Source organism: Qipengyuania flava (assembly GCF_019448255.1).
Classification (GTDB): domain Bacteria; phylum Pseudomonadota; class Alphaproteobacteria; order Sphingomonadales; family Sphingomonadaceae; genus Qipengyuania; species Qipengyuania flava_A.
In genome coordinates this window covers 955,211-979,439 of the sequence record NZ_CP080410.1, presented here as the reverse complement: position 1 = coordinate 979,439, position 24,229 = coordinate 955,211, and the positions used below count along the sequence as shown (strand labels likewise).

Genomic DNA, 24,229 nt, shown 5'->3' with positions numbered 1-24,229 from the left:
CAGCCCCTTGGAAGCCGATCAGTCCGTGAGCTTGTATTCGGAAGCGAGGCCGTCTTTCGCCGGCAGGGCTTCTTCGCGGCGTGCGCTGCGCGGAGCGGTAGCTTCAGCGATGAGGCGCTTCTGCTCCTGTTCGGGCATGCGCTGCCATCCGCCGCGGGTGAGCCGTTCGAGCGGGCGATAGCGGACCTTGTATTGCATCCGCTCGGCCCCTTCGACCCAGTAGCCGAGGTAGACGTAGGGCAGGCCGCCTTCCGCCGCGCGGCGGATGTGGTCGAGGATGATGTAATTCCCAAGCCCGACGCGATCCTCATGCTCCGGGTCGTAGAAGCTGTAGATCATCGACAGCCCGTCACCCTGGTAATCCGTAAGGCACGCCCCAACGAGGCGACCCGGCTCGGCGCCGATGCCCGGCTCCCGATATTCAATGACATAGCTGGATACGCTGGTGTGTTCCACCATATCCGCGAAGTCATTTTCCTCCATCTGCGTCATGCCGCCCCCGGGGTGGCGCGCCGCGAGGTATTTCTGGAGCAGTTCGAACTGTTCGGGTGTCGCCCAGGGGCGGCACTCGGTTGCGATCAGATCGTCATTCGCCTTCAGCGTGCGCTTCTGGGTGGAGGACGGCTTGAAGGCGCTTGCCACCACGCGCACCGACACGCAGGCCTGGCAGTCGAGGCAGGAGGGGCGGTAGGCGACAGTCTGGCTGCGGCGGAAACCGATGCGGCCCAGCGCTTCGTTCAGCTCGTCGGCGTTTTCACCGCGCAGCTCGGTGAACACCTTACGCTCGCTCTTGCCCGGCAGATACGGACACGGCGCAGGGCTGGTCACGAAAAAGCGGGGAAAGCGAATCGGTGCGGTCACTTTGGGCTGCGTCCTTTCAAAGGTTAAGAAAGTCTTACCTAGTAGGCGCATGAATGCCAGAGCGGGTCCCGCGTTAAAACCCTCTTAACCATGAAAAGCACAAGCGATCCGACGAATATCGGGACCAGCAGCGATTTTTGCCGCAATCACAGGGCGTGCGGACGGGATGGGTAATCAGGCCAGCTCGGCCATTTCGACCTTGTAGCCCTTCGCGTGCAGGCTCTTCACGAGCCGGTCGATCTGTTCGCCATCGCGCGCTTCGCACTCGATTTCCGCTGTCAGGCCTTTCGCCGGGAGCGTGGTGAAAATGCGCTGGTGGTAGATCTCGATGATGTTCACATTGTGCGCGTTGAATTCGCGCATGACCTTGAACAGCGCGCCCGGACGATCCTGCAGGACGATCTGCAGCCGCGCAAGGCGACCGGATCGGGCAAGGTCGCGCAGCAGGACATTGGCGAGCAGGCGCGTGTCGATATTGCCGCCGCACAGCACGAGGCCGACGGTCTTGCCGGCGAATTTTTCGGGATTGGAAAGGACCGCGGCCAGGCCAGCCGCGCCCGCCCCCTCGACCACGGTTTTCTCGATCTGGAGCAGCAATGAGACCGAGTTTTCCAGCTTGGACTCCTTCACCAGCAGCACATCATCGACCAGTTCGGCGATGATCTGGCGGGTGAATTCGCCCGGTGCCTTGACCGCGATCCCTTCGGCCAGCGTGTCGCCGCCGCAAGGGCGATCGTCACCGGTTATGGCCGAATACATGGAAGGGTAGAGTTCGGCCTGGACGCCGACCATCTCGATATCGGGCTTCAGAGCCTTCGCGACGGTTGCCATCCCGCTCATCAGGCCGCCACCGCCGATGGGCACGACCAGGCAGTCGAAATCGTCCTTGTCCTCCAGCATCTCGAGCGCGACCGTGCCCTGGCCGGCTGCGACCAGCGGATCGTCAAAGGGATGTACGAAGGTGAGGCCGCGCTCCTGCTCGAGCTGGCGCGCGTGCGCATAGGCTTCGTCGAAGGTCTCGCCGAAGAGCTCGACGTTCCCGCCCACGCTCTCGGTCTGCATGACTTTCACGCTCGGCGTGGTCTGGGGCATCACGATGGTCACCGGCACACCGAGGCGGCGGCCGTGATAGCTCAGGCCCTGGCTGTGGTTGCCGGCCGATGCGGCAATGACGCCGCGCGCCTTTTGCTCCTCGTCGAGATGCAGCAGTGCATTGAGCGCGCCGCGTTCCTTATAGGCGGCGGTGAACTGGTGGTTCTCGAATTTCAGCCAGATATCGGCCCCGGTAATGTCCGAAAGCGTTTGCGAGCGCAGCATGGGCGTCCGCACAACCGCGCCTTCGATGCGCGCGGCAGCGGCGCGGACATCGTCGAGGGTCAGGAGCTCGGTCGCCTTGGTGGCGCGCACGGGAGATGCTTCGGTCATGGTCCCGCCCCTACGGCCCGCGTGCCGTCGGCGCAATCGCCGAAAGGGTTTGCCTGCGCCAAGCTATGCCTTATCGCCCACTTGCGAAAACCGACGGGACTGCCTGAAATGAAGCTCAAATTGCTTGCCTCCGCCCTTGCCATGGCGCTTGCCGCACCCGCGCAGGCCGATGTGCTGATCGACAATGTCGAAGGGATCACCATTGGCGCGGATGGCGCCGTGGAGCGGTTCGTGGCGCTGGTGATCGACGATGACGGCACAATCACCCAGGTCGTCAAACGCGGGGAAGACAAGCCGCAGACCGATTACCGCGAGGACGGCGAAGGCGCGGTCATGATCCCTGGCCTGATCGATGCGCACGCCCACGTCATGGGTATCGGCATCGGGGCACTGACGCTGGACCTGTCGGACACGAATTCGCTGGACGAAGCGCTCGACAAGATCCGCGCCTTCGCCGCCGAGAACGAAGCCCGTCCCTGGATCCTCGGGCGCGGGTGGAACCAGGAGAAGTGGGGCCTCGGCCGTTTCCCGACCGCAGCCGAACTCGACAGCGCGGTCGCCGACCGGCCGGTCTATCTTGAGCGGGTCGATGGCCATGCCGGCTGGGCGAACACGCTCGCCATGCAGGCCGCCGGCGTCACGGCTCAGAGCACCAGCCCCTCAGGCGGCCGGATCGAGCGCCTTCCCGGTTCGCGCCAGCCTTCCGGCGTGTTCGTCGACGCCGCCGAGCAATTGATGCGCGCCGCTATCCCTGCGCCGCGTCCCAACGAACGCGACCTCGCCTTTGCCGAAGCGCAGCGGGTCCTGCACCGCTACGGCATCACCGCCGTGGCCGACATGGGCACGACGATCGAGGACTGGCAGGCCTTTCGCCGCGCGGGCGACAAGGGCGCGCTGACGCTGCGCATAATGGCCTACGCCGCCGGCCCCGACCAGATGGAGCTGATCGCCGGCGCGCGCCCCTCGCCCTGGCTCTATGACGACAAGCTGCGCATGAACGGAGTGAAGCTGTATCTCGACGGCGCACTCGGCAGCCGCGGGGCCTGGCTCAAGCGTCCCTATGCCGACGATCCGGGCAACACCGGCCTGCCGCTGACCGGCCCTGCCAAGCTGCGCAACATCCTCGTGCGCGCGGCCCAGGGCAATTTCCAGCCCGCCATCCACGCCATCGGTACCGCCGCCAACGAAGACGCGCTCAACGCCATCGGCGAGATTGCCGAGAGCTTCCCCGGCGACCGCCGCTGGCGGATCGAACACGTGCAGATCGTCGATCCGGCGGACCTGCCCAAGCTTGGTCGGAACGGCATCATTTCCTCGATGCAGCCGGTCCACCAGACCAGCGACCGTACCATGGCCGAAGCGCGCCTTGGTCCCGATAGGCTCGACGGGGCCTACGCCTGGAACACCATCCTTCAGCTGGGCGGACGGCTGGCCTTCGGCTCCGACGCACCGGTGGAATCGCCGGATCCTTTCGCCGGTCTGGCCGCAGCGACCACGCGCATGGATGCCAATGGCGAACCCTTCGGAGGCTGGCGCCCGCAAGACAGGGTCAATCGCGAACAGGCGCTGGCCGGTTTCACCAGCGAAGCGGCTTATGCAGGCTTTGCAGAAGGGCGCTTCGGCCGCCTGATCCCTGGCGAGCGGGCCGATTTCGTCCTGATCGACCGCGATCCGCTGCTGGCAAGCCCGGCAGAACTGCGCGCGACCAAGGTGCTCGAAACCTGGGTCGGCGGGCGCAAGGTTTACGAGGCGGACTGAGGCTCTTCGGGCGCTTCGACCTCGGCCTTGCGGCGCTTTTCCGTCACGCGCATCAGCACCAGCGAACCTTCGAAGAGCAGCAGCAGCGGGATCGCCAGCAGCAGCTGCGAGCCCGGGTCGGGCGGCGTGATGATCGCCGCCAGAGCCACCACGGCCACGATGACATAGCGCCTCGCAGAGACCAGCTGGTCACGCGTCACGATGCCGGCACGGTGCAGCAGCAAGAGCAGCACGGGCAGGAGGAAACTCATCCCGAAGGCAAGGATGAACTGCATCACGAGGCCAAGGTATTCGTTCGCCGTGGGCAGGGCCTGGATTTCGAGGCCGCCCGCCGTACCCTCGAAACCGAGGAACCAGCGAAACGCGGTGGGCATCACGACGTAATAGGCCAGCGCAGCGCCCATGGTGAAAAGGATCGGCGTGGCCAGCAGGAAAGGCAGGAAGGCCTTCTTTTCCTTCGCATAAAGGCCCGGCGCAACGAAGGCCCAGAGCTGATTGGCGATGATCGGGAAGCTCAGGCAGAAACCGGCAAACAAAGCCACCTTCAACTCGACGAAGAACACTTCGTAGAGCTTGGTGAAGATCAGCTGCCCTTCCCCTTCCGCGAAGGAGTTCTTGAGCGGCTGGATCAGGAACCCGAGGATCGGATCGGCAAAGTACAGGCACACGCCAAAGGCAATGGCGAGCGCCAGCACGCAGCGCACAAGGCGCGCGCGCAGCTCGATCAAATGGTCGAGCAGCGGGGCCTGGCTTTCATCGATATCCTTGATCACGGCCATGTCAGGCGTCCTTGGCCGCAGGCGGCGGCTCGAGCGGCAGGGGAGGCTCGTCCGTGTGTTCGGGGGCTTTTACGGGCGCGGCGCGCTTGATCGCGGCTTCGGCGGCTGCATCGGCGTCGGGCACGTCCCCGGCAGACGCCAGCGGCTCCATTTCGGCGGGAAGCAGGTTCTCCGGCGCGCCGCCTTCCGGCGTGGAGACGTCGGGATACTTGGCCATGATGTCCTTGTTCCGCTTGGCCCATTTCTCTTCCATTTCCTCGATCTCGGCCTGGCGAACGACTTCGTCGAGACCGGCGCGGAAATGGTTGGACATGCGGCGCAGCTTGCCGATCCAGCGGCCAGCATGGCGCAGGGCCTTGGGCATGTCCTTCGGGCCGATCACGAGGATCGCCACGATGACGATCACCAGCAGTTCGCTGGCGCCGATATCGAACATGGCCTGCCTCCGCTCGCTTCGCGGATTACTTGGTGTCGGGGGTCTGCTTGACCTGGTCCGCGGTCAGCCCTTCGTCGGCGGGCTTCGCCTCGTGGCTGATCTGCTTTGCAGGCGCTTCGTCTTCGTTCATGCCCTGCTTGAAGCTTTTGATTCCCTTGCCGAAATCACCCATCATTTCGGAAATGCGACCGCGACCGAAGAGGACGAGGACGACGATGGCGATAATGGCGAGCTGCCAGACACTAAGACCCATGGGACCTACTCTTTCACATTGCTTGTCTGTGGATATAGGCGCTGGCGCGCGATAGCGCCAGTCACGCCTCGTCCGAAGGCTCTTCCTGCGGTTCTTCCTCCGCCGCCGTATCGGCCATGAGGTCCTCGTAAGCGTCATCGACCGGGTCTAGCAGCCCGGTCGCGCGCAATTCCGCTATTCCGGGCAAGTCGCGGCGGCTGGAGAGGCCGAAATGTTCGAGAAATTCGGGCGTCGTTGCGTAGATGGTGGGACGTCCCGGCACCTCGCGGCGACCGGCGATCTTCACCCAGCCCGCCTCCATCAGCACATCGAGCGTGCCTCCGCTCGTCTGCACGCCGCGAATCGATTCGATTTCCGCGCGGCTGACCGGTTCGTGATAGGCGATGATGGCGAGCACCTCGGTCGCGGCACGGCTGAGGCGGCGGACCTGCTCGCGTTCCTTGCGCAGCAGGTGAGCAAGGTCGGGCGCGGTCTCGAAGTGCCAGCGTTTTCCCCGCTCGACGAGGTGGATGCCGCGCTTTTCATAGTCTTCGGCGAGGCTCTTGAGCGCCGCCCGGACATCGCCGGGAGCCGCATCGCCCAGAAAACCGGCCAGCGCCTCCGCCGTCATCGGTTCTTCCGCTGCAAACAGCGCGGCTTCGACGGCGCGGGCGAGTTCGTCCATCAGGCGCGCACCCGCCTCAGGTGAAGCGGCCCGAAGGTATCCTCCTGCTGCAGTTCCGCCTTGCCGAGACGCGCCAGTTCGAGCGCGGCGACAAAGCTGGAGGCGAGCGCCGATTTGCGTAGGCGCGGTTCGGCGTGCTGCGGCAGGAAATCGCGCAGCTCCATCCAGTCGAGCGTCACGCCAAGCATGTTGGAAACCCGGTCGAGCGCCGATTCGAGCGTCATCACCGGGCGCTCGCGCACCATGTGGATAGCGGGCGCGGTGCGCGCCTTCACCCGGCCATAGGCCTCGATCAGCGTAAACTGGTCGCATTGCCAAGCGGTCTTGCGCACGATGTCGAGACCTTCGGGCGCCCCGCGCAAGAACACATCGCGCCCGATCCGGTCGCTGCCCATCAGGCGCGCGGCTGCATCGCGCATCGCGCCAAGCCGCTGGAGGCGCAGCTGGAGCTTCAGCGCGAGCTCTTCGGGGCTCGGGTCCTCCTGCTCTTCCTTGGGGAGGAGCATCGCCGATTTGAGGAAGGCCAGCCAGGCGGCCATCACGAGATAGTCCGCCGCAAGCTCCAGCTTCAGCGCTTCGGCGCGCTCGATATAGCCAAGGTACTGGTCGACCAGCGACAGGATGGAGATCGAGCGCAAATCGACCTTCTGGCGCCGGGCAAGGTCGAGCAGCAGGTCGAGCGGGCCTTCCCACCCGTCGAGCTCGAGGTAGAGCGCGTTTTCATCGACCGGGGCTTCGGCCGCGATGCCGTCCCAGTCGTCCTCGCTATTGGCGGGCGATGTGTCGAAGAGGAGGCCGTCGCTGGTCATGCCGCCTGTTCCTCGGCGAGCGCCAGCAGCGCGTCGCGCTTGGCGATGAGCTCGGCAATATCGGGGCCGTCCTGCGGCGCAGCCATGGCCTCGTGCACGCGCTCGAGGCGCGCGGCGGTTTCCGGCTTCATCGCCCCGCCCCGTTCGGCGATGGCTGTCATGTCGTCCATCTTGGCCCAGCAATTGAGCACGATGTCGCACCCCGCCTCCAGCGCGCGCACGGAGCGCTCCGGAATGGTCCCTTCGAGCGCTTCCATGTCGATATCGTCGGAGAGCAGCAGTCCATCGAACCCGATGTCTCCGCGGATCACCTGTTCGATCACCGTCTTGGACAGGGTCGCCGGATGGTCCGGATCCCAGGCTTCGAACACAATATGCGCGCTCATGCCCAGCGGATGGGCGGACAGCGTGCGGAACGGCTCGATATCGGTTTCCAGCTCCTGCGCGCTGGCCTCGACCCGCGGCAGCTCCTTGTGCGAATCGCACGTCGCACGGCCGTGGCCGGGCATGTGCTTGAGGCAGCCGACGATCCCGGCGCGGCCCATCCCGTCGAGCACGGCGCGGCCGAGCGCTGCAACCTGCATCGGCTCGCTGCCCAGCGCGCGGTCGCCGATGACGTCGTCGGTTTCGGGCCGCCGCACGTCGAGCGGGGCGTGATAATCGACCGTGATGCCCATTTCAGAGAGCTCGCGGCCCATGGCCTCGGCGTTGACCCGCGCGGCTTCGATGGCCGACGCGGGCGCCACGTCCCACAGGCGGGCAAAGGCCTCGCCAGCCGGATAGCGCTGCCACACCGGAGGCTTCATCCGGGCGACCCGCCCGCCTTCCTGGTCGATGGAAACGATCAGCCGATCGCGACCGTGGAGACTGCGCAGATCGTCCGTCAGGGCGCGCAGCTGGTCCTTGTCTTCGCAATTGCGCGCGAACAGGATGTAGCCCGCCGGATCGGCCTCCTTGAAGAAGGCGCGTTCGTCGGCCGTCAGGGTTAGACCGGAAATGCCGAAAATGGCGGGCGTCATGGGCGGCAAGGTGGAGTCTTCCCCCCGTTCCCGCAAGCTCGATGCGCGCGGGAGGTGTGGAAATTGCGCTCTGGCGAGTCGCTATTTGACGAAGCAGGCGAGCCCGTCGGCCTTGAGCGCGGAGCACAGGCGGTTTGCCTCGGCCCGGCTGCCGGTCACGGCCTGCAGGCGATAGACACGGCCGATATCGACTTGCGCCTCCACCACACGGTGCCGCACGCCGCTCAGCGCTTCGGTCTGGCGGGTCAGGCGCGACCAGGCCGCTTCGGCGTCCTCGCGGCGCGGAAAGGCGCCCACCTGCACTGCCGTACCCGGCGCGGTTGCCGAGGCAGGCGTGGAGGTTGCTGCTGTGCGCGGCCCTTCGTTCACGGTCGAGGCGATTGACGGACCGGATGCGGCCGTGTCGCGCGGCGCGGTCGTGGGTTCGGCCAGCCGGCTTTCGCGGCTCTGGCCCTCGCCAACGGCAAAGCTCGTGTCGCCGGTGCCGGCAAAAGTCTTGCCGCCCGGATCGTCCGGCCGGGTCTTGTAGGGTTCTTCCGGCGCGGCGATCACGCTGCCGTCGGCCTCCGGCTCGTCCGAGGTCTGGTTGGTCACGAACCAGATCGCGCCAACCACGGCGGCCAGCAGCGCCAGCGCCAGTATGGCGAGCAGGATCAGGCGCGAGGTGTCGAAGCCAGCGGCTTCATCCTCGTCCTCGCCCGCTTCGAGCCAGGGCAGGCTCTCGTCATCGGCCAGGTCCAGCTGATCGTCGCCTTCCCAGTCCTCGTCCGTATCGTACGGCGTCGACCCCACCATGATCACATCTCCTCGACCGCTTCGACCCCCAGGATGGCGAGGCCGTTGCGGATCACCTGCCCGACCTGCGCCGCAAGGAAGAGCCGCGCGGCGGTAAGGTCGGAATCGCTCTCCTGGATGATCCGCTTCGAAGGATCATCGTTACCCGCATTCCAGAAGCTGTGGAAGGCGGCAGCAAGATCGCCGAGGAAGAACGCGATGCGGTGCGGTTCGCGCGCCTTTGCCGCGGCCTCGACCACGCGCGGGAACTGCGCGGCTTCACGCACCAGCGCCAGTTCGTCCTCGCCCAGCCGGTCGATCGCCGCGCTGCTCGGCTCCACCCCTGCCTTGCGCAGCGTCGAGTGGATGCGCGCGTGGGCGTACTGGAGATAGAAAACCGGGTTTTCCTTCGAGGCTTCGACCACCTTGGCGAAGTCGAATTCCATCTGCGCGTCGGGCTTGCGGGTCAGCATGGTGAACCGCACCACGTCCTTGCCCACTTCCTCCACCATGTCGGCGATGGTGATGAAATTGCCCGAACGCTTGGACATCTTGGCCGGCTCGCCGTCGCGCATCAGCTTGACCATCTGGACCAGCTTCACGTCGAAAGGCACGTCGCGGCCGGCGCCCTTGGTCAGCGCGGCGACAGCGGCCTTGATCCGCTTGACGGTACCCGCGTGGTCCGCCCCCCAGATATCGATCAGCGCATCGGCGCTTTCCGCCTTCTGGAAGTGGTAGGCAAGGTCGGCGCCGAAATAGGTCCACTTGCCGTCCGACTTCTTGATCGGGCGGTCCTGGTCGTCGCCGAATTCGGTCGAGCGGAACAGCGGCAGTTCGACCGGCTCCCAGTCTTCCGGCGGCGCCTTGCCCTTGGGCGCTTCAAGCACGCCGTCATAAACGAGGCCCTTCTCGCGCAGCCACGCCTCGGCGGCTTCCGGCTTTCCGGCCGCCTGCAGTTCGGCCTCGGAGGAGAACAGGTCGTGATGGATGCCAAGCAGCGCCAGATCGTCGCGGATCATGTCCATCATTGCGGCGACCGCGCGCTGGCGGAACAGCTCCAGCCATCCGCTTTCCGGCGCATCCTTGTAGGTCTCGCCGAATTCCTTCGCGAGCGCTTCGCCAACCGGCTTCAGGTAGTCGCCGGGATAGAGGCCTTCGGGGATCTCGCCCACCTCTTCGCCCAGCGCCTCGCGGTACCGGATGTGCGCCGACCGCGCGAGGGTATCGACCTGCCCGCCGGCGTCGTTGACGTAGTATTCGCGGGTGACCCCGTAGCCCGCCCATTCGAGCAGGCCGGCCAGCGCATCGCCTACCACCGCGCCGCGGCAATGGCCCATGTGCATGGGGCCGGTCGGGTTGGCCGAGACATATTCGACATTGACCCGCTGGCCCTGCCCCATGTCCGAACGGCCATAGGCATCGCCCAGCTCGGCAATTGCCAGCAGCTCGCGGCGCCAGGCGTCGGGCGACAGGCGCAGGTTGATGAAGCCCGGACCGGCGATCGTCGCCTCGACGATATCGGGATCGCGGGCCAAGTGCTCGACGATGGCCTCGGCCAGCGCGCGCGGGTTGGTCTTGGCCTGCTTGGCCAGCACCATGGCGGCGTTGGTCGCAAGGTCGCCGTGCGAGGGATCGCGCGGCGGCTCGACCGTGACGTTCGTGCGCACGGTTTCGGGGGGAAGCGTGCCTTCCGCCTGGAGCGCGTCCAATACTGCATCGATGCGCGCCGCGAAGGCCGCGTGAAGTGTCTGCGTGTCAGCCATGGCGCGCGCCTAGACTATCGGCGCAAAATGGCAAGATGCGAGGGTGCTCAGCGGGTCGCGTTATACGCCAGCTGGTTCTCGGTCAGCTGGAAGCCGACAAGCAACTCGAAGGTTGCGCGCTGGACCGCTGCGCGCACCGTCGGATCGGCGAGCGGATCGAGCGCTGCATCGGGATCGCCGGCGCGGCGCTTGCGCGTGATCTGCTCGCGGATATCGGCCGGCAGGGTCGCTTCGGAGCGGTTGACGTAAGCACCCGCAGTGCCGCGCGCCTGGGCGCGTTCCTGGCCATCGGCGAACTGCAGCGTGACGCTGCCGACGCGCTTGCTGACCACGGCCGAACCGCCGCGCAGGACGGTGGAGAAATAGGGCAGGGTTACCGTGCGCGCACCGCGCGTATCGGTGCGGCGCGCCACCACGTCGAAGCTGGCTTCGGTATAAACCCGGTCGCCGGCCTGCTCGTTACAGGTCGAACGCAGGTTGGTGATCGCCGCCGTCACGTCGAGATTGGCGAAGGTCGTCGAACCCGGCGTGCGGAAGGTCGTGATATCGCCCGTGTAATCGGGGATGCCGACCGCAGGACAGGTGCTGCGAACCGCGGAAATACCAACGCCCTGGTCGATCACCAGGTCGCCCTCCCTGCTGCATCCGGCCAGCGCAAGACCAAGGGCAAGCGCGGGAAGAAGGCGGGTTCGGATGGTCATGCGGCTAATTTCCCTTTTGCGGTCATTCGAATTCGTAGCCCGTCCAGGCTGCGGCTTGCCCTAGCTTGGCCTGCGCGAAAGCGCTAGAGGGCGGCACATGAACGCCCCCTTTCCATCCACGCCTGCATCGCCGGGTAACGACCCGCGCCTTCCCCTCAAGCTGCTGATCGCGGCCCCGCGCGGCTTCTGCGCCGGTGTCGACCGGGCGATCGAGATCGTGGAGCGCGCGCTGCAGAAGTACGGCGCGCCGGTCTATGTCCGCCACGAAATCGTGCACAACCGCTATGTCGTGGACAGCCTCAAGGCCAAGGGCGCGATCTTCGTCGAGGAACTGGACGAAGTGCCGGACGATGCGCCGGTGGTGTTCAGCGCGCACGGCGTGCCCAAGACCGTCCCGGCTGAGGCCGAGCGGCGCAACATGCTCTATGTCGATGCGACCTGCCCGCTGGTAAGCAAGGTCCACCGCCAGGCCGAGCGCCAGATCGAAAAGGGCCAGCACATCCTGTTCATCGGCCACGCCGGCCATCCCGAGGTCATCGGGACGATGGGCCAGGTACCCGATGGCCGCATCACGCTCGTCGAAACGGTCGAGGATGTCGCCGCGCTGCCGTTTTCGGGAGAGGACGACTTGTCCTACCTCTCGCAGACCACGCTGTCGGTTGACGACACGCGCGAGATTATCGAGGCGCTGGTAGCGCGCTACCCGCAGATTGTGGCGCCGAAGGCCGAAGACATCTGTTATGCGACCAGCAACCGCCAGGCGGCGGTCAAGCAGATCGCGGACGAATGCGAACTGGTGCTGGTCATCGGCGCTCCCAATTCCTCCAATTCGCTGCGCCTCGTCGAAGTGGCCGAGCGCATGGGCACCACCTCGCGCCTGATCCAGCGCGCCGACGAGATCGACCCGAGCTGGCTCGAAGGGGTTGCCACGATCGGCCTCACAGCCGGTGCCTCGGCCCCGGAAAAGCTCGTGCGCGAAGTGGTCGATCGCCTTTCCGACTGGCGCCTCGTCGAGGAAGAGGTCGTGACCAGCGCCGAGGAGAACATGGTCTTCAAGCTGCCGCGCCAGCTGACCGAATAAGGTGGCCGTTTATACCCATCTCGGGGCCGAAGACCTTGCGCAGCTCATCGCGCATTACCCGGTCGGCGAACTCGTGTCGGCCAAGGGGATTGCCGAGGGCGTTTCCAATTCGAACTGGCTGATCGAGACCACCCAAGGCCGGTTCATCCTGACGATGTACGAGCGGCGGATCGAGCTTGAGGACCTGCCGTTCTTCCTGGGCCTGCTCGACCATTTGTCGGCCGCCGGTTGCCCGGTGCCGCGCACGATCCATGATAGGGGCGGCAATGCTTCGCGCCGGGTCGATGGCAAGGCGGTCGCGCTGATCGAGTTCCTGCCGGGCGTCTCGCCCACGGTTCCCGAACCGCTGCAGGCCCGGGCAGTGGGCGAGGCTCTAGCCCGCACCCATCTTGCCGCGCGCAATTTCGAAGGCGCACGGGCCACCGACCTTGGCCCGACCGACACGTTGGCCATCCTCCAGGATTGCGGTGCAGAAGCTCTCGCCTCGATCAACCCGGACCTCCCATCGATTCTCGAGACCGGAGCCGATATCGTCGCCGCCTGGCCGGATGACCTTCCGCAATCGATCATCCATTCGGACCTTTTTCCCGACAATGTCCTGATGCTCGGGGACACCGTAACCGGCATGATCGATTTCTATTTCGCCTGCACCGGGGCCATGGCCTACGACATCGCCGTGACGCATGCCGCGTGGTGTTTCGATGGCGAAGGGCGCAGCTGCAACGCCGCGCTCTCTGCCGCGCTGATCGAAGGGTATGAAAGCGTGCGCCCATTATTGGAAGCCGAACGCGCCGCGCTGCCTCTGCTGGCTGAGGGCGCCTGCCTGCGCTTCATCGCCAGCCGCGCGCAGGACTGGCTGGACACCCCGGCCGATGCGATGGTCCGCCGCAAGGATCCGATGGATTTCCTGCGCCGACTGGAATTCTATCGCCGCGCAGGCCAAGGCGCCTTTGCATGAAAAAGGTCGAACTGTTCACCGATGGCGCATGCAAGGGCAATCCCGGCCCGGGTGGCTGGGGCGCGCTGCTGCGCATGGGCCGCCACGAGAAGGAACTGGCGGGCGCGGAGTTGGACACCACCAACAACCGCATGGAAATGACGGCCGCGATCCGGGGCCTCAGCGCTCTGATCGAACCATGCGAGGTCGATCTCTACACCGACAGCAAGTACCTGATCGACGGGATCACCAAGTGGGTCCACGGCTGGAAGAAGCGCGGCTGGGTCAACGCGAGCAAGAAGCCCGTTCGCAATGCCGAATTGTGGCATGACCTGATCGAGCTGACCGAGCGCCACAAGGTCGAGTGGCACTGGGTAAAGGGGCATTCCGGTCACCCGGAGAACGAGCGGGTGGACCGCCTCGCCAGCGACGAGGCGGACCGTATCGCCCGCGAGGGCGTCTAACCCTTAGCTGTTGTCGACCACCTCGGCGCCGGGGCCGTTCTTCTTGATCGATTTGATCGCGTTCTGTGCGCTCGACTTCGAGGAATAGCCCTCGGTCGAGAACATGATTTCCGAATTGTACTTGAAGCGGACCCGGAATTCGCCGGCCTTGTCTTTGTAGATCTCGAAATGATGCGCCATCGTTATGGTCTCCCTTGGTTCGGCTGAATCGGAAGGCACCCTAACAAATGATAGGCGCTTGGCCAGCGAAACCGCTTCAGGCGAAACGTGCAGGCGAATACAGCTCCGCGTCGAGCGTCTCGGTCAGCGCATCGCGCTCTTCTCCCAGCAGCAGCTGACGCCCAAGGCGCGCGGCGGCCGGTGACGTCTGGATGCCGAAGCCCCCCTGCCCCGCAAACCAGGCAAAGCCTTCGACCACCGGGTCGTAGCCATAGACCGGACGGCGATCGGCGGTGAAGCTGCGCAGCCCAGCCCATTTGTGTTCCACGGCCTCGACCCGCCAGTCGACCACCTCTTCCAGCCGCGCGATCGCTTCGGCCACGGCCAGCTCTTCAGGCGCCGCGTCGCAGGGCTCGCTCGGCTCCTCGTCATGCGGGCTCAGCCACAGGCGGCCGGATTCGGGCTTGAAATAGAACCGGCCGCGAATGTCGAGCACCAGCGGCAGGTCGTCGGGCACCGGCGGGTCGACGCGCACCTGCGCCACGGTCCGGCGATAGGGCGCAATGCCCGCAGGCTTGGCCCCGGCCAACAGAGCGAGCTCGTCGGCCCACGCGCCCGCAGCGTTGACGACGGTCCTGGCCGCGAACTGCGACCCGCTTTCCAGATCGATCGTCCAGGCGTCATTTACGCGCTCGAGACCCGACACACGGGCGCGGCATTCCAGCACCACGCCATGTTCGCGCCCCAACGCCAGGTAATGCGCGTGAAGCCCGGCCACATCGATATCCGCGCACACCGGTTCCCAGATCGCGTCGGACCATTCGTAGCGTATGCCCGGAACGCGCTTTTGCAGGTCGGCACGGCCAAGATGCTGAATGGTCGCGCCCGTCGGGACGAAGCGCTGCATGAATTCGGTAACCCGGTCTTCGTCGCCCTCGCGCCCGATATAGAGCGCACCGCGTTCGCGCAGGAAACCGCCGTCGCGCAGGTAAGACCCCGAAGCGAGTGTAAGCGGCACGATTTCCGGTCCGCCGTAGCATTCCTCCCAGAACGCCGCCGAACGGCCGGTCGCGTGGTAGCCGGGCCGGTCCTCGGCTTCGAGCAGCAGCACGTGTGCCCCGCCCTGCGCCAGTTCGGCCGCAAGGCTGGCCCCGGCGATGCCCGCGCCGATGACAGCGAAATCGTAAGGTTTCACGCAGCCTCCTGCGGAGCGACCCGATCAAGGAACTGGGCAATGCCGTCCATCGCGCGGTCGCGCACCGCGTCCACTTCGCGCAGGATCTCGTGCCGCGCCTCGCTACCGAAGGCGAGCAGCTCGCCCTTAGGCAGGCGTTGCGCCGCGCGCACGGCAGCGGGATGGCTGACGAGCTTGTCGGCGGACGTGCTCACGACAAGCACAGGGGTCTGGACGGCTTCCAGCGCGCCGGGTTCTTCCAGCCGCCGGACAGAGGCGTAGGCGCGTTCCACCCATCCCCAACTTCCCGGGCCCATCACCAGTTCCGGGCGTTCCTCGCGCCACCACAGCTCATCGGCGTAGCGATCGGTATCGTGGGTGAGGAGCCCGCTGCGGTTGGCGGGCATCTCGCCGGGTTTCTCGCTCCACTTCCATGCCGGGCGGGTCGGCGCGCCGATCTTCGTCATGAGCCTTGCAACACCATGGAGGAAGGGCAGCGGCAGCGGCGGTCCGCTCATCCCGACCATGGGCGCGCTGAGGACCGCGGCATCGGGGTCGACTACACCGTCGACCAACGCACGGGTGACGAGATGGCCACCCATCGAATGGCCGGCAAGGATATGCGGGCCCGGCGTCTCCGCCTTCCAGACCTTCCACAGATGGGCAAGGTCGCTGGTCCAGTGGGTAAAATCCCCGATATGGCCGGTCACAGGATCATCGCCGAGCCGGCCCGATCCGGCCTGCCCGCGCCAATCGGCGGCGGTGACGCGCCAGCCGGCCCGGTGCCACTGGTCCAGCGTCTCGAGGTACTTTTCGTAGAAATCGCCGCGACCGGGGAGGAAGAGGATCGATCCGCGCGCGCCGCCACCTGTTCCCGGCCAGTCGATCCGGCGAATGGCATGGCCGTCTTCGAGCGGAAAGGTGCTCTCGCTTGCAGCGGCGGGAATGGCGCGGCGATCCATCGCCTTGTCCTGCGTGGGCATGCCGGTGATGGCGACCTCCTCTATGGTTACTTTTTGCTAACCACGTTCCTGTAGCACCGACGCCCGAAGGAAACCCTCGAGGGCGACATGCAAAGCGAAATTTTCACCTACGTACTGCTTGCCGGATTGGCAATCGCACTCCTGTGGGTGATCGTCACCGACCTGAAGAGCCGGACCATCAGCAACAGGCTGACGCTGAGTGTGGCTCTCGGCGCGCCGCTCTACTGGCTTTCCGTCGGCCTGCCGCTGTGGCCCGGCATCGGCTACCAGATCGGGCTCGCCATTGCCGTCTTTGCGGTGTGCTGCTTCCTTTTCGCCATCCGCCAGATGGGCGGCGGCGATGTGAAACTGCTCAGCGCGCTGGCGCTGTGGGTACCGCCCTCGCAGTTCACGCTCTTGCTGATCGCCATGGCCATGCTCGGCTGGGTCCTGACGATGGCCGTTGGCGCCTGGCGCGTGGCCCGCTCCAACACGATCAAGACCCACCCCATTCGCGATTCGATCCTGCTCGCGCTCGGAACGGGCGTTGCCGCCATGTTTGCCAGCGCTGTCCTGGGCGGCCCGAAGCTGCCTATGCCGCAGGGCCTGATCGAATCGGCAACCACCAGCACGGCTGCCGCGATGACGCTCGTCCTCGCGCCCTTCGTCGTGCTGCTCATCGTAACACTCGGCTCGATCCGCATCATCCGGCGTCACGACCGCGATGTGTGGGTTCCCTACGGCCCCGCCATCTCTCTTGCGGGCCTGTGGATCGTGGCCAGCGGGCAGCTTCTTGCAAGCGGATTGGCGGCAAGCGCGGGCTAACAACCCGATCTTAACCAATTCGCCCGTACAGCGTGAAACCATACTTGCCCGCACTGGGATTTCGCGGGCCGAACTAGGGGGCTAGATAGCCATGGATAGGAAGAAGCTGGTTCTGCTGATTGGTGCACTGATCGTTGCGGTCGGTACGGCGCTTGTCGCGCGGAGCATGTTCGCAGGAGCAAGCGCACCGACGGCCGATGCCGCCGCGCAGGTCGAACCGCAGGGGCCGAAGGTCCTGGTGGCGCAGCGCGCGCTGCCGGTCGGCACGATCATCACCGCCGACGCCATGGGCTTCCAACTGTGGCCGGAAGAGCTGGTGCAGGATGCCTACTTCCTCGATGGCGAAGCGGACATGTCCAAGCTTCTCGGCACGGTCGTCCGTCACCCGATCACGGCCGGAGAACCGGTAACGCAGGGCTCGCTTGTTGCCCCGGGCGACCGCGGCTTCCTTGCTGCGGCCCTTTCGCCGGGCATGCGCGCCATCACCGTTCCCGTCACTGCCCAGTCGGGCGTGGCCGGCTTCGTCTTCCCGGGCGACCGTGTCGACATGGTCCTCACCCAGCAGGTCGAAGGCACCGATGGCACCAACCTGAAAGCGTCGGAAACCATCCTTCGTAACCTTCGCGTGCTGGCAACCGACCAGTCGACCGTGTCGGAAACGGCAGAAGACGGCTCGACCGTGGTCAAGGCCTTCCGCACGGTGACGCTCGAAGTGACCCCGGTGATCGCCGAAAAGGTTGCCGTGGCCCAGACCATCGGCACGCTGAGCCTCTCGCTGCGCTCGCTCGCCGACAACCAGAGCGAACTCGAACGCGCTATCGCGGCTGGCGACGTCGCCATCCCCGACAACGCCACGCCGGAAGAAGAAGAAAAGATCCTTCGCGACGCCATGGCGCGTCCCGACGACGGCAAGAGCACTTTCGTGACCGGCGGCGACGTCTCGCGCTTCCAGCGCCGTAACGCTCCGCCGCAGGGCAACCCGGCACCGGCCGCCTACGCACCTGCCGGTGCGGCTCCGGCTGGCGCTGCCCCGGTCCGCCAGGGTCCGAGTGTCCGCGTCACCCGCGGCAAGGATGTCGAAGATGTGCCGGTCGGCGCAGCCGGGTTCAGCGCTGCCAGCGCCGCCTTCCTCGGCAAGCAGGCCCACGGTGCCGCACAGGCAGCCAAGACCGTGCCCGTCGCACAATCGACGGTGATCAAGTGAGCCGGTCCCGCAAACAGGAAAGCCATTCAGGGGGCAATTCCATGAAACGTCGTCTTACCACCAAACTGCTGGTTGCCAGCCTGGCCGTTGCGCCGCTGGCCACCACGCCGACGACCGTTGCGACGGCCCAGTCGGTTGTCAGCCCGGACTCCGAAGTCGTGCTTTCGATTGGCCGTGGCCAGCTGGTCAACGTGCCCGGATCCATGACCGATGTGTTCGTCGCCAACGACGCCATCGCCGATGTCCAGGTCAAGTCGCGTCGCCAGCTCTATGTTTTCGGCAAGGCCGGCGGTGAGACCACGATCTACGCCAGCAACGCAGCGGGCGACATCATCTGGTCGGCCAACGTGCGCGTCGGTTCGAACATCGGCAGCATCGACCAGCTGCTCGCCCTCGCCATGCCGGAAGCCAAGATTTCGGTTGCGACCATGGGCTCCAACGTCATCCTCCTGACCGGCACCGTTGCCGCTCCGGAAGACGCAGAGGAAGCGCAGCGTCTTGTCGAGGCCTATGTCGGTGAAGACGCCAACGTCATCAGCCGCCTGCGCATGGCAACCCCGCTGCAGGTCAACCTGCAGGTCCGCATTGCCGAAGTGAGCCGCAGCTTCGTTCGCGCCGTTGGCGTGAACCTTGCCAGCGTCGACCAGACCAGCGGCTTCCAGTTCGGTATCGGCCAGGGCCGCGCGGCCACCTTCCCGCAATACGCCCCGGGTAGCCCGAACGGCGTGGGTGTCGGCCTTGTTGCCGGACCGGAAGGCGGCAGCGTCGTTACCAGCATTACGCCGGGCACGACCATCGGCGCCTTCGGCAAGTTCCTCGGCCTCGATATCGCATCGGCGCTCGACCTTGCCGAGACCGAAGGCCTCGTCACCACGCTTTCGCAGCCGAACCTGACCGCCCTTTCGGGCGAGACGGCCGAATTCCTGGCGGGCGGTGAATTCCCGATCCCGATGAGCCAGGGTCTCGGCACCACGGCGATCGAGTACAAGAACTACGGCGTGAGCCTTGCCTACACGCCGACGGTTCTGGCCAATGGCCGCATCTCGATGCGCGTGCGTCCGGAAGTGTCCGAGCTTTCGAGCCAGGGCGCCATCGTGCTCAACGGCTTCCAGGTCCCCGCCCTCGTCACCCGCCGCGCGGAAACGACGGTGGAACTGGGCTCGGGTCAGAGCTTCATGATCGCCGGTCTGCTGTCGAACAATGCGACCAACACGATCGACAAGGCCCCCGGCCTCGGCGACGTGCCGATCCTGGGCAACCTGTTCCGCTCGACCAACTACCGCAAGGGCGAAACCGAGCTCGTGATCGTGGTCACGCCGTACCTGGTGCGCCCGGTCAACGCGAACGACATCAAGCTGCCGACGGACGGCTTCCGCAAGCCGACCGAATACCAGCGCCTGCTCGGTTTCCAGCAGAGCGACGGTGTCACCGGCGGTGACCGTCCGAAGCCGAGCGCGGTCGAAACCACTCCGGCCGACCCGGCGATCTCGCAGGGCCTGCCCGCGAACAAGGGCGAGCAGCAGGCGGCAACCCAGTCGGAAGCACGCCGCAACGAACGCACCGCATCGGCCCAGCCCGGCTTCAGCTTCGAATAAGAGGAACGCGTACAATGGCAAAGGCAATCAATCGCAAGCTCGCCGGTTCGCTGGCCGTTTCGCTCAGCCTCGTGCTTGGCGCCTGCGGCGGCATGCCGAGCGACAACCGCTCGCTCTACAGCGCCCGCCAGCCGGTCGTGGAACGCACCAACTTCACGATGGACGTCAACACCGCAAGCGACGGCCTGCCGGTCAGCGAACAGCAGCGCGTTGCCGGCTGGTTCGAGGCCATGGGCCTTGGCTACGGCGATCGCGTTTCGATCGATGATCCCACGGCCAGCCTCGCGGTCAAGGAAGACCTCGAAGCTCTCGCCGGCCGTCACGGCCTGCTGGTCGCCGAAGGTTCGCCGGTCACCGCCGGCTATGTGAACCCGGGCCAGGCCCGCATCGTCATCACGCGTTCGACCGCCAGCGTTCCGGGGTGTCCGGACTGGTCGGCCAACAACGAGGCCAACGAGCTGAACGCGACCTACCCCGGCTATGGCTGCGGTGTGAACGGCAACCTCGCAGCCATGGTCGCCAACCCGGAAGATCTGATCTCCGGCCAGACGGGCACGGGCGAAACGGTCGTGACCACCTCGACCAAGGCCATCCAGTCCTATCGCGAACAGGCTCCGACCGGTGCGGGCGGCCTGCCCGCAGTCAGCAGCAAAGAAGGAGGCTAAGCAGCCATGAGCGCTTCACTCAAATCCGGCATGGCGGGCAACCGCGACGCCTTCGCCGCCTATATTTGCGACGAGAACGCGCTGGACGTCCTGCGTCCGGTGGTGATCGAGCTCGGCTGGGCACCCGAAAAGTGCAACAAGGGCGGTCTTCGCAACGCCATCCAGTCGCTGTCGGTTTCGGCTAGCCCGAACATCCTGATGGTCGACCTGTCGGAAAGCGGCGACCCGCTGAACGACATCAACGCGCTGGCCGAGGTTTGCGAACCCGGCACGGTGGTGATCGCGATCGGCCAGGTCAACGACGTGCGCCTCTACCGCGACCTGCTCGCGAGCGGCATCCACGACTACCTGCTGAAGCCGCTGTCGGCCAACATGCTGCGCGATTCGCTGAACCAGGCACAGGCGGTGTTCATGGCACCGCGCGCCGGTGAGGAAGAGGGTGTGAAGCGCCACATCTCCACCGCCGTGATCGGTACGCGTGGCGGGGTGGGCGCATCGACGCTGGTCACCTCGCTCGCATGGCTCTTCTCCGGTGAACAGCGCATGCCGACCGCACTGCTCGATCTCGACGTGCACTTCGGTACCGGCGCGCTTGCGCTCGACCTCGAGCCGGGCCGCGGGCTTACCGACGCGATCGACAACCCCAGCCGCATCGACGGCCTGTTCATCGAACGCGCGATGATCCGCGCGAACGACAACCTGGCCATCCTGTCGGCGGAAGCTCCGATCAACCAGCCGCTGATGACCGATGGATCGGCCTTCATGCAGCTGCAGGAAGAGTTCAAGCACACGTTCGAAATGACCGTGCTCGACATGCCGCGCAACATGATGATCAACTTCCCGCACCTGCTGAACGACGTGAACGTCGTCGTGCTGGCAACGGAAATGTCGCTGGCTTCGGCCCGCGATACGATCCGCATCCTGTCGTGGCTCAAAACCAACGCTCCGCACGCCGAAGTGCTGATCGTCGCCAACAAGGTCCAGCCCGGCGCGGCCGAGATCAGCAAGGCCGACTTCGAAGCCTCGATCGAGCGCAAGATCGATATCCTGATCCCGTTCGACCAGAAGGCTGCTGCCAACGCAGCGAAGCTGGGCAAGACCTTCGTCGATGCCAACGGCGGTTCGAAGGCCACCGCAGCCATCAAGCAGCTTTCCACCCGCGTCATCGGCGCTGGTGACGAAGATGGCGAAGGCGCGGAAGAGGCAGGTGCGAAGAAGTCGCTGCTGGGCGGCATCGACTTCAAGAACCTGCTTGCCAAGAAGAAGGACGCGCCGGTCGAAGCACCGGCGGAGTAAGCGGGCCCATCGGGGGCGCTGCCCCCCGGCTCGTGGTTAGTTTGGACGGAGAGTACGCATGAACATCATCCAGCTGGTGCTGTTGGCCGTAGGGGTCCTGGCCTTGCTGGCGATCGGATACACGGTGCTCTCCGGTCCGAACGCTGCGAAATCCAGCCAGCGCCGCCTGCAGCAGCTGCGCTACCGTCACTCGGAAAGCACGGACGCCAAGGTCGAATCGCAGCTCAAGAAAGCAATCGCAGCGCGCAAGCCCAAGGTCCATCAGGCCGCCGGCTCGACGTCGCGCATCGATGCGTTGGCCGTACGCCTTGACCGGACCGGCAAGGGCTGGACGCTAAGCCAGTATGCCTACGCTTCGATCGGCATCGGTGTTGCCGTCGCGCTGCTGTTGTTCCTGCGCAGCGGATCGCTGGGCCTATCGCTCGGCGTGGGCGTGCTCTTCGGCGCCGGCCTGCCCCACTTCATCGTTGGCTGGCAGATCAAGAAACGCACCAACAATTTCAACGTGAAGTTTCCCGACGGCATCGAACTGCTTGTCCGCGGCCTTCGCTCGGGCCTTCCCGTGACCGAAACCCTCGGGGTGGTCGCGCAGGAGATCGACGGCCCGGTGGGCGAAGAGTTCAAGGGCATCGTCGAGCGCATCAAGATCGGCCGCACCATGGAGGAATCGCTCCAGGAAACGGCCGATCGGCTCGGCATTCCCGAGTTCAACTTCTTCTGCATCACGCTCGCCATCCAGCGCGAGACGGGTGGTAACCTTGCCGAGACGCTCTCCAACCTCTCGGACGTGCTGCGCAAGCGCGCCCAGATGAAGCTGAAGATCAAGGCAATGAGCTCGGAATCAAAGGCCTCGGCCTATATCGTGGGCGCGCTGCCGTTCATCGTCTTCACGATGATCTGGTGGATCAACCCGACCTACATCAATGGCTTCTTTGAAGACGATCGCCTGATCGTGACCGGGCTTGGCGGCCTGGTGTGGATGAGCATCGGCGGCTTCATCATGGCCAAGATGGTCAGCTTCGAAATCTGAGTTGAGGAAAGAGTAGAGCAATGGATCCCGCAACCGGCCCCACCCTCCTCGGCTTCGATGTGTTCCTCGTCGGCTCGATCCTGTCCGGGATCGCGGCCATGGCCGTGATCTTCGCGATCTACACCGCGGTCACGATCAAGGACCCGATGAGCAAGCGCGTGAAAGCCCTCGAGGGCCGCCGTGAAGAGCTCAAGATGGGCCTCGTCACCTCGACGGCGAAGAAGCGCCAAAGCCTTGTTCGCAAGACCGACACGACCGAGAAGCTGAAAGACGCCCTGGGCAACATGAAAGTGTTGCAGCAAAGCCAGGTCGACATCGTCCAGCAGAAGCTCGCGCATGCCGGTATTCGCAACAAGGAACTGGCGATCATCATCATCGGCCTGCGCGCCGTGCTGCCCGTGCTGCTCGGCGGCTTCGCCTTCGTGATGCTCTACATGGTCGAGATCTATCCCGACTGGCAGATGAAGCGTGTCGCAGCCCTCGGCGCGGCGCTGTTCCTGGGCTACAAGGGTCCGGAAATCTATCTCAGCAACATCGCCAGCAAGCGCTCGGACGCTATCCGCAAGGGCCTGCCGGACGCACTCGACCTGCTGGTCATCTGCGCCGAGGCCGGCCTGACCGTCGACGCTGCCTTCAACCGCGTCGCGAAGGAACTGGGCCGCGCCTATCCCGAACTCGGCGACGAATTCGCGCTGACGGCGATCGAGCTCTCCTTCCTCAACGAGCGCAAGAAAGCCTTCGACAACCTTGCCTACCGCGTCGACCTCGAAGCGGTGAAGGGCGTGGTCACCACCATGGTGCAGACCGAACGCTACGGTACGCCGCTCGCCTCCGCGCTGCGTGTGCTGTCGGCCGAATTCCGCAACGAGCGCATGATGCGCGCGGAAGAGAAGGCTGCGCGTCTGCCCGCCATCATGACCGTGCCGCTGATCATGTTCATCCTGCCGGTGCTGTTCATCGTCATTCTCGGCCCGGCGGCCTGTTCGATCGCCGACGCCTTCAGCGGCGGTATCGGATAACCCGTTTCTCCTGCGACGGATCGCAAAGGAAGCCTGGTCGACTAACCCTAGTCGGCCAGGCTTTCTGCGTCGAAGTCCCCTGCCTGGTCGCGCACCCGCACGAGCATGTCGCGCAGGCTGGCGCGTTCCGCTTCGCTGAGGACGGAAAACAGCTCGCTCTCGATCGTCAGCGCCAGCGGCATGATGCCCGCGTGGACCGCCCTGCCCTCGCTGGTCAGTTCCAGCAGGTGCGAGCGCCCGTCCTTCGCGTTGGGCGAGCGCTGCACGAGGCCGCGATCCTCCAGCCGCTTGCACGCGCGGTTGACCGGCACCTTGTCCATCAGGGTCTGCTGCGACAGCTCGCGCTGGGTCAGCGCGCCATGGTCGCCAAGCACCGCCATGATCCGCCATTCGGTGGTCTTGAGCGCAAAGCGCTTGCGATACTGCTCGGCAATCCGGGTCGACACCGCGTTCGAGGCGATGGAAAGCTGGTAGGGCAGGAACTCGGCTAGGCGCTGGGCAGGCTGGCGTTTCGACATGCCGTTACATTTAGATGACGGCCCCTGCTTGGCAAGGCCGTTGCGAATGTAACTTTCT

The 24,229-nt window shown here is 65.5% G+C and carries 26 protein-coding genes; 11 read left to right on the top strand and 15 right to left on the bottom strand.

Annotated elements, in window-relative coordinates; translation table 11 throughout:
* Positions 1-18: 18 nt before the first annotated feature.
* Complete coding sequence (locus KUV82_RS04780; RefSeq protein WP_219955748.1) at positions 19-861, bottom strand: arginyltransferase; 843 nt, start codon at positions 859-861, stop codon at positions 19-21.
* Positions 862-1,035: 174 nt separating this feature from the next.
* Entirely contained in the window at positions 1,036-2,286 is a 1,251-nt protein-coding gene (locus KUV82_RS04775; protein WP_219955747.1) for a threonine ammonia-lyase, read from the bottom strand.
* 108 nt (positions 2,287-2,394) lie between these two features.
* Here KUV82_RS04775 and KUV82_RS04770 point away from each other — a divergent pair, with 108 nt between their 5' ends.
* Positions 2,395-4,044, top strand: coding sequence for an amidohydrolase (locus tag KUV82_RS04770; RefSeq protein WP_219955746.1), 1,650 nt, complete (start codon positions 2,395-2,397; stop codon positions 4,042-4,044).
* Here the strand turns inward: KUV82_RS04770 and tatC are convergent.
* From tatC to KUV82_RS04725, 9 genes are all read right to left on the bottom strand, one after another.
* Positions 4,029-4,823 carry a twin-arginine translocase subunit TatC gene (gene tatC, locus KUV82_RS04765; RefSeq protein ID WP_219955745.1) on the bottom strand — a complete coding sequence of 265 codons (795 nt, stop codon included), beginning with the start codon at positions 4,821-4,823 and terminating at the stop codon, positions 4,029-4,031. The two genes, KUV82_RS04770 and tatC, sit on opposite strands and share 16 nt — an antisense overlap.
* A gap of 1 nt (position 4,824) precedes the next feature.
* Positions 4,825-5,259: a Sec-independent protein translocase protein TatB gene (gene tatB, locus KUV82_RS04760; RefSeq protein ID WP_219955744.1), complete on the bottom strand. Its 435-nt coding sequence runs from the start codon at positions 5,257-5,259 to the stop codon at positions 4,825-4,827.
* A 25-nt stretch (positions 5,260-5,284) separates the two neighbouring features.
* Complete coding sequence (tatA, locus tag KUV82_RS04755; RefSeq protein WP_219955743.1) at positions 5,285-5,512, bottom strand: twin-arginine translocase TatA/TatE family subunit; 228 nt, start codon at positions 5,510-5,512, stop codon at positions 5,285-5,287.
* Between the two features lie 61 nt (positions 5,513-5,573).
* The gene (gene scpB, locus KUV82_RS04750) at positions 5,574-6,176 is read right to left on the bottom strand and encodes an SMC-Scp complex subunit ScpB (protein WP_219955742.1); all 603 of its coding nucleotides are present in this window, start codon (positions 6,174-6,176) and stop codon (positions 5,574-5,576) included.
* Positions 6,176-6,985, bottom strand: a complete 810-nt coding sequence (locus tag KUV82_RS04745; protein ID WP_219955741.1) for a segregation and condensation protein A — start codon at positions 6,983-6,985, stop codon at positions 6,176-6,178. The genes scpB and KUV82_RS04745 overlap by 1 nt, the downstream gene beginning before the upstream one ends.
* Positions 6,982-8,004, bottom strand: coding sequence for a beta-N-acetylhexosaminidase (gene nagZ / locus KUV82_RS04740; protein WP_219955740.1), 1,023 nt, complete (start codon positions 8,002-8,004; stop codon positions 6,982-6,984). The genes KUV82_RS04745 and nagZ overlap by 4 nt, the downstream gene beginning before the upstream one ends.
* A gap of 81 nt (positions 8,005-8,085) precedes the next feature.
* Positions 8,086-8,799, bottom strand: a complete 714-nt coding sequence (locus KUV82_RS04735; protein WP_219955739.1) for an SPOR domain-containing protein — start codon at positions 8,797-8,799, stop codon at positions 8,086-8,088.
* Positions 8,800-8,801: 2 nt separating this feature from the next.
* Positions 8,802-10,541, bottom strand: coding sequence for an arginine--tRNA ligase (argS, locus tag KUV82_RS04730; protein WP_219955738.1), 1,740 nt, complete (start codon positions 10,539-10,541; stop codon positions 8,802-8,804).
* Between the two features lie 47 nt (positions 10,542-10,588).
* Entirely contained in the window at positions 10,589-11,242 is a 654-nt protein-coding gene (locus tag KUV82_RS04725; RefSeq protein WP_219955737.1) for a hypothetical protein, read from the bottom strand.
* A 97-nt stretch (positions 11,243-11,339) separates the two neighbouring features.
* Here KUV82_RS04725 and ispH point away from each other — a divergent pair, with 97 nt between their 5' ends.
* The 3 genes from ispH to rnhA are packed head-to-tail and all read left to right on the top strand — an operon-like array spanning position 11,340 to position 13,724.
* Positions 11,340-12,323 (top strand): 4-hydroxy-3-methylbut-2-enyl diphosphate reductase, encoded by a 984-nt coding sequence (gene ispH, locus KUV82_RS04720; RefSeq protein ID WP_219955736.1) that lies wholly within the window; start codon positions 11,340-11,342, stop codon positions 12,321-12,323.
* 1 nt (position 12,324) lies between these two features.
* Positions 12,325-13,281, top strand: a complete 957-nt coding sequence (gene thrB / locus KUV82_RS04715; protein WP_219955735.1) for a homoserine kinase — start codon at positions 12,325-12,327, stop codon at positions 13,279-13,281.
* Complete coding sequence (rnhA, locus tag KUV82_RS04710) at positions 13,278-13,724, top strand: ribonuclease HI (protein ID WP_219955734.1); 447 nt, start codon at positions 13,278-13,280, stop codon at positions 13,722-13,724. The genes thrB and rnhA overlap by 4 nt, the downstream gene beginning before the upstream one ends.
* A gap of 3 nt (positions 13,725-13,727) precedes the next feature.
* On the opposite strand, the gene KUV82_RS04705 is transcribed toward rnhA, so the two are convergent.
* The 3 genes from KUV82_RS04705 to KUV82_RS04695 form a co-directional block, all read right to left on the bottom strand.
* Positions 13,728-13,904, bottom strand: a complete 177-nt coding sequence (locus KUV82_RS04705; RefSeq protein ID WP_219955733.1) for a YegP family protein — start codon at positions 13,902-13,904, stop codon at positions 13,728-13,730.
* 76 nt (positions 13,905-13,980) lie between these two features.
* Complete coding sequence (locus KUV82_RS04700; protein ID WP_219955732.1) at positions 13,981-15,078, bottom strand: NAD(P)/FAD-dependent oxidoreductase; 1,098 nt, start codon at positions 15,076-15,078, stop codon at positions 13,981-13,983.
* Positions 15,075-16,040 carry an alpha/beta fold hydrolase gene (locus KUV82_RS04695; RefSeq protein ID WP_219955731.1) on the bottom strand — a complete coding sequence of 322 codons (966 nt, stop codon included), beginning with the start codon at positions 16,038-16,040 and terminating at the stop codon, positions 15,075-15,077. The genes KUV82_RS04700 and KUV82_RS04695 overlap by 4 nt, the downstream gene beginning before the upstream one ends.
* An 87-nt stretch (positions 16,041-16,127) precedes the next feature.
* Here KUV82_RS04695 and KUV82_RS04690 point away from each other — a divergent pair, with 87 nt between their 5' ends.
* The 7 genes from KUV82_RS04690 to KUV82_RS04660 all read left to right on the top strand — a co-directional run bounded on the left by KUV82_RS04690 (position 16,128) and on the right by KUV82_RS04660 (position 23,653).
* A complete protein-coding gene (locus KUV82_RS04690) occupies positions 16,128-16,844 on the top strand; it encodes an A24 family peptidase (RefSeq protein WP_219955730.1) in 717 nt (238 codons plus the stop codon).
* A gap of 91 nt (positions 16,845-16,935) precedes the next feature.
* Complete coding sequence (gene cpaB, locus KUV82_RS04685) at positions 16,936-18,048, top strand: Flp pilus assembly protein CpaB (RefSeq protein ID WP_219955729.1); 1,113 nt, start codon at positions 16,936-16,938, stop codon at positions 18,046-18,048.
* A gap of 41 nt (positions 18,049-18,089) precedes the next feature.
* Complete coding sequence (locus KUV82_RS04680; protein WP_219955728.1) at positions 18,090-19,643, top strand: type II and III secretion system protein family protein; 1,554 nt, start codon at positions 18,090-18,092, stop codon at positions 19,641-19,643.
* A 14-nt stretch (positions 19,644-19,657) separates the two neighbouring features.
* Positions 19,658-20,308 (top strand): CpaD family pilus assembly protein, encoded by a 651-nt coding sequence (locus KUV82_RS04675; protein ID WP_219955727.1) that lies wholly within the window; start codon positions 19,658-19,660, stop codon positions 20,306-20,308.
* 6 nt (positions 20,309-20,314) lie between these two features.
* The gene (locus tag KUV82_RS04670; protein ID WP_219955726.1) at positions 20,315-21,604 is read left to right on the top strand and encodes a pilus assembly protein CpaE; all 1,290 of its coding nucleotides are present in this window, start codon (positions 20,315-20,317) and stop codon (positions 21,602-21,604) included.
* A gap of 58 nt (positions 21,605-21,662) precedes the next feature.
* Entirely contained in the window at positions 21,663-22,634 is a 972-nt protein-coding gene (locus tag KUV82_RS04665) for a type II secretion system F family protein (RefSeq protein WP_219955725.1), read from the top strand.
* Between the two features lie 20 nt (positions 22,635-22,654).
* Positions 22,655-23,653 carry a type II secretion system F family protein gene (locus KUV82_RS04660; protein ID WP_219955724.1) on the top strand — a complete coding sequence of 333 codons (999 nt, stop codon included), beginning with the start codon at positions 22,655-22,657 and terminating at the stop codon, positions 23,651-23,653.
* A 47-nt stretch (positions 23,654-23,700) separates the two neighbouring features.
* On the opposite strand, the gene KUV82_RS04655 is transcribed toward KUV82_RS04660, so the two are convergent.
* Positions 23,701-24,171: a MarR family winged helix-turn-helix transcriptional regulator gene (locus KUV82_RS04655; protein ID WP_219955723.1), complete on the bottom strand. Its 471-nt coding sequence runs from the start codon at positions 24,169-24,171 to the stop codon at positions 23,701-23,703.
* Positions 24,172-24,229 lie beyond the last annotated feature (58 nt).

Excerpts from the sequence above, each read along its gene's own strand:
- KUV82_RS04775 (WP_219955747.1), bottom strand. The coding sequence starts at position 2,286 with ATGACCGAAGCATCTCCCGTGCGCGCCACCAAGGCGACCGAGCTCCTG.
- KUV82_RS04770 (WP_219955746.1), top strand. The coding sequence starts at position 2,395 with ATGAAGCTCAAATTGCTTGCCTCCGCCCTTGCCATGGCGCTTGCCGCA.
- tatC (WP_219955745.1), bottom strand. The coding sequence starts at position 4,823 with ATGGCCGTGATCAAGGATATCGATGAAAGCCAGGCCCCGCTGCTCGAC.
- tatB (WP_219955744.1), bottom strand. The coding sequence starts at position 5,259 with ATGTTCGATATCGGCGCCAGCGAACTGCTGGTGATCGTCATCGTGGCG.
- tatA (WP_219955743.1), bottom strand. The coding sequence starts at position 5,512 with ATGGGTCTTAGTGTCTGGCAGCTCGCCATTATCGCCATCGTCGTCCTC.
- scpB (WP_219955742.1), bottom strand. The coding sequence starts at position 6,176 with ATGGACGAACTCGCCCGCGCCGTCGAAGCCGCGCTGTTTGCAGCGGAA.
- KUV82_RS04745 (WP_219955741.1), bottom strand. The coding sequence starts at position 6,985 with ATGACCAGCGACGGCCTCCTCTTCGACACATCGCCCGCCAATAGCGAG.
- nagZ (WP_219955740.1), bottom strand. The coding sequence starts at position 8,004 with ATGACGCCCGCCATTTTCGGCATTTCCGGTCTAACCCTGACGGCCGAC.
- KUV82_RS04735 (WP_219955739.1), bottom strand. The coding sequence starts at position 8,799 with ATGGTGGGGTCGACGCCGTACGATACGGACGAGGACTGGGAAGGCGAC.
- argS (WP_219955738.1), bottom strand. The coding sequence starts at position 10,541 with ATGGCTGACACGCAGACACTTCACGCGGCCTTCGCGGCGCGCATCGAT.
- KUV82_RS04725 (WP_219955737.1), bottom strand. The coding sequence starts at position 11,242 with ATGACCATCCGAACCCGCCTTCTTCCCGCGCTTGCCCTTGGTCTTGCG.
- ispH (WP_219955736.1), top strand. The coding sequence starts at position 11,340 with ATGAACGCCCCCTTTCCATCCACGCCTGCATCGCCGGGTAACGACCCG.
- rnhA (WP_219955734.1), top strand. The coding sequence starts at position 13,278 with ATGAAAAAGGTCGAACTGTTCACCGATGGCGCATGCAAGGGCAATCCC.
- KUV82_RS04705 (WP_219955733.1), bottom strand. The coding sequence starts at position 13,904 with ATGGCGCATCATTTCGAGATCTACAAAGACAAGGCCGGCGAATTCCGG.
- KUV82_RS04695 (WP_219955731.1), bottom strand. The coding sequence starts at position 16,040 with ATGCCCACGCAGGACAAGGCGATGGATCGCCGCGCCATTCCCGCCGCT.
- KUV82_RS04690 (WP_219955730.1), top strand. The coding sequence starts at position 16,128 with ATGCAAAGCGAAATTTTCACCTACGTACTGCTTGCCGGATTGGCAATC.
- cpaB (WP_219955729.1), top strand. The coding sequence starts at position 16,936 with ATGGATAGGAAGAAGCTGGTTCTGCTGATTGGTGCACTGATCGTTGCG.
- KUV82_RS04680 (WP_219955728.1), top strand. The coding sequence starts at position 18,090 with ATGAAACGTCGTCTTACCACCAAACTGCTGGTTGCCAGCCTGGCCGTT.
- KUV82_RS04675 (WP_219955727.1), top strand. The coding sequence starts at position 19,658 with ATGGCAAAGGCAATCAATCGCAAGCTCGCCGGTTCGCTGGCCGTTTCG.
- KUV82_RS04670 (WP_219955726.1), top strand. The coding sequence starts at position 20,315 with ATGAGCGCTTCACTCAAATCCGGCATGGCGGGCAACCGCGACGCCTTC.
- KUV82_RS04665 (WP_219955725.1), top strand. The coding sequence starts at position 21,663 with ATGAACATCATCCAGCTGGTGCTGTTGGCCGTAGGGGTCCTGGCCTTG.
- KUV82_RS04660 (WP_219955724.1), top strand. The coding sequence starts at position 22,655 with ATGGATCCCGCAACCGGCCCCACCCTCCTCGGCTTCGATGTGTTCCTC.
- KUV82_RS04655 (WP_219955723.1), bottom strand. The coding sequence starts at position 24,171 with ATGTCGAAACGCCAGCCTGCCCAGCGCCTAGCCGAGTTCCTGCCCTAC.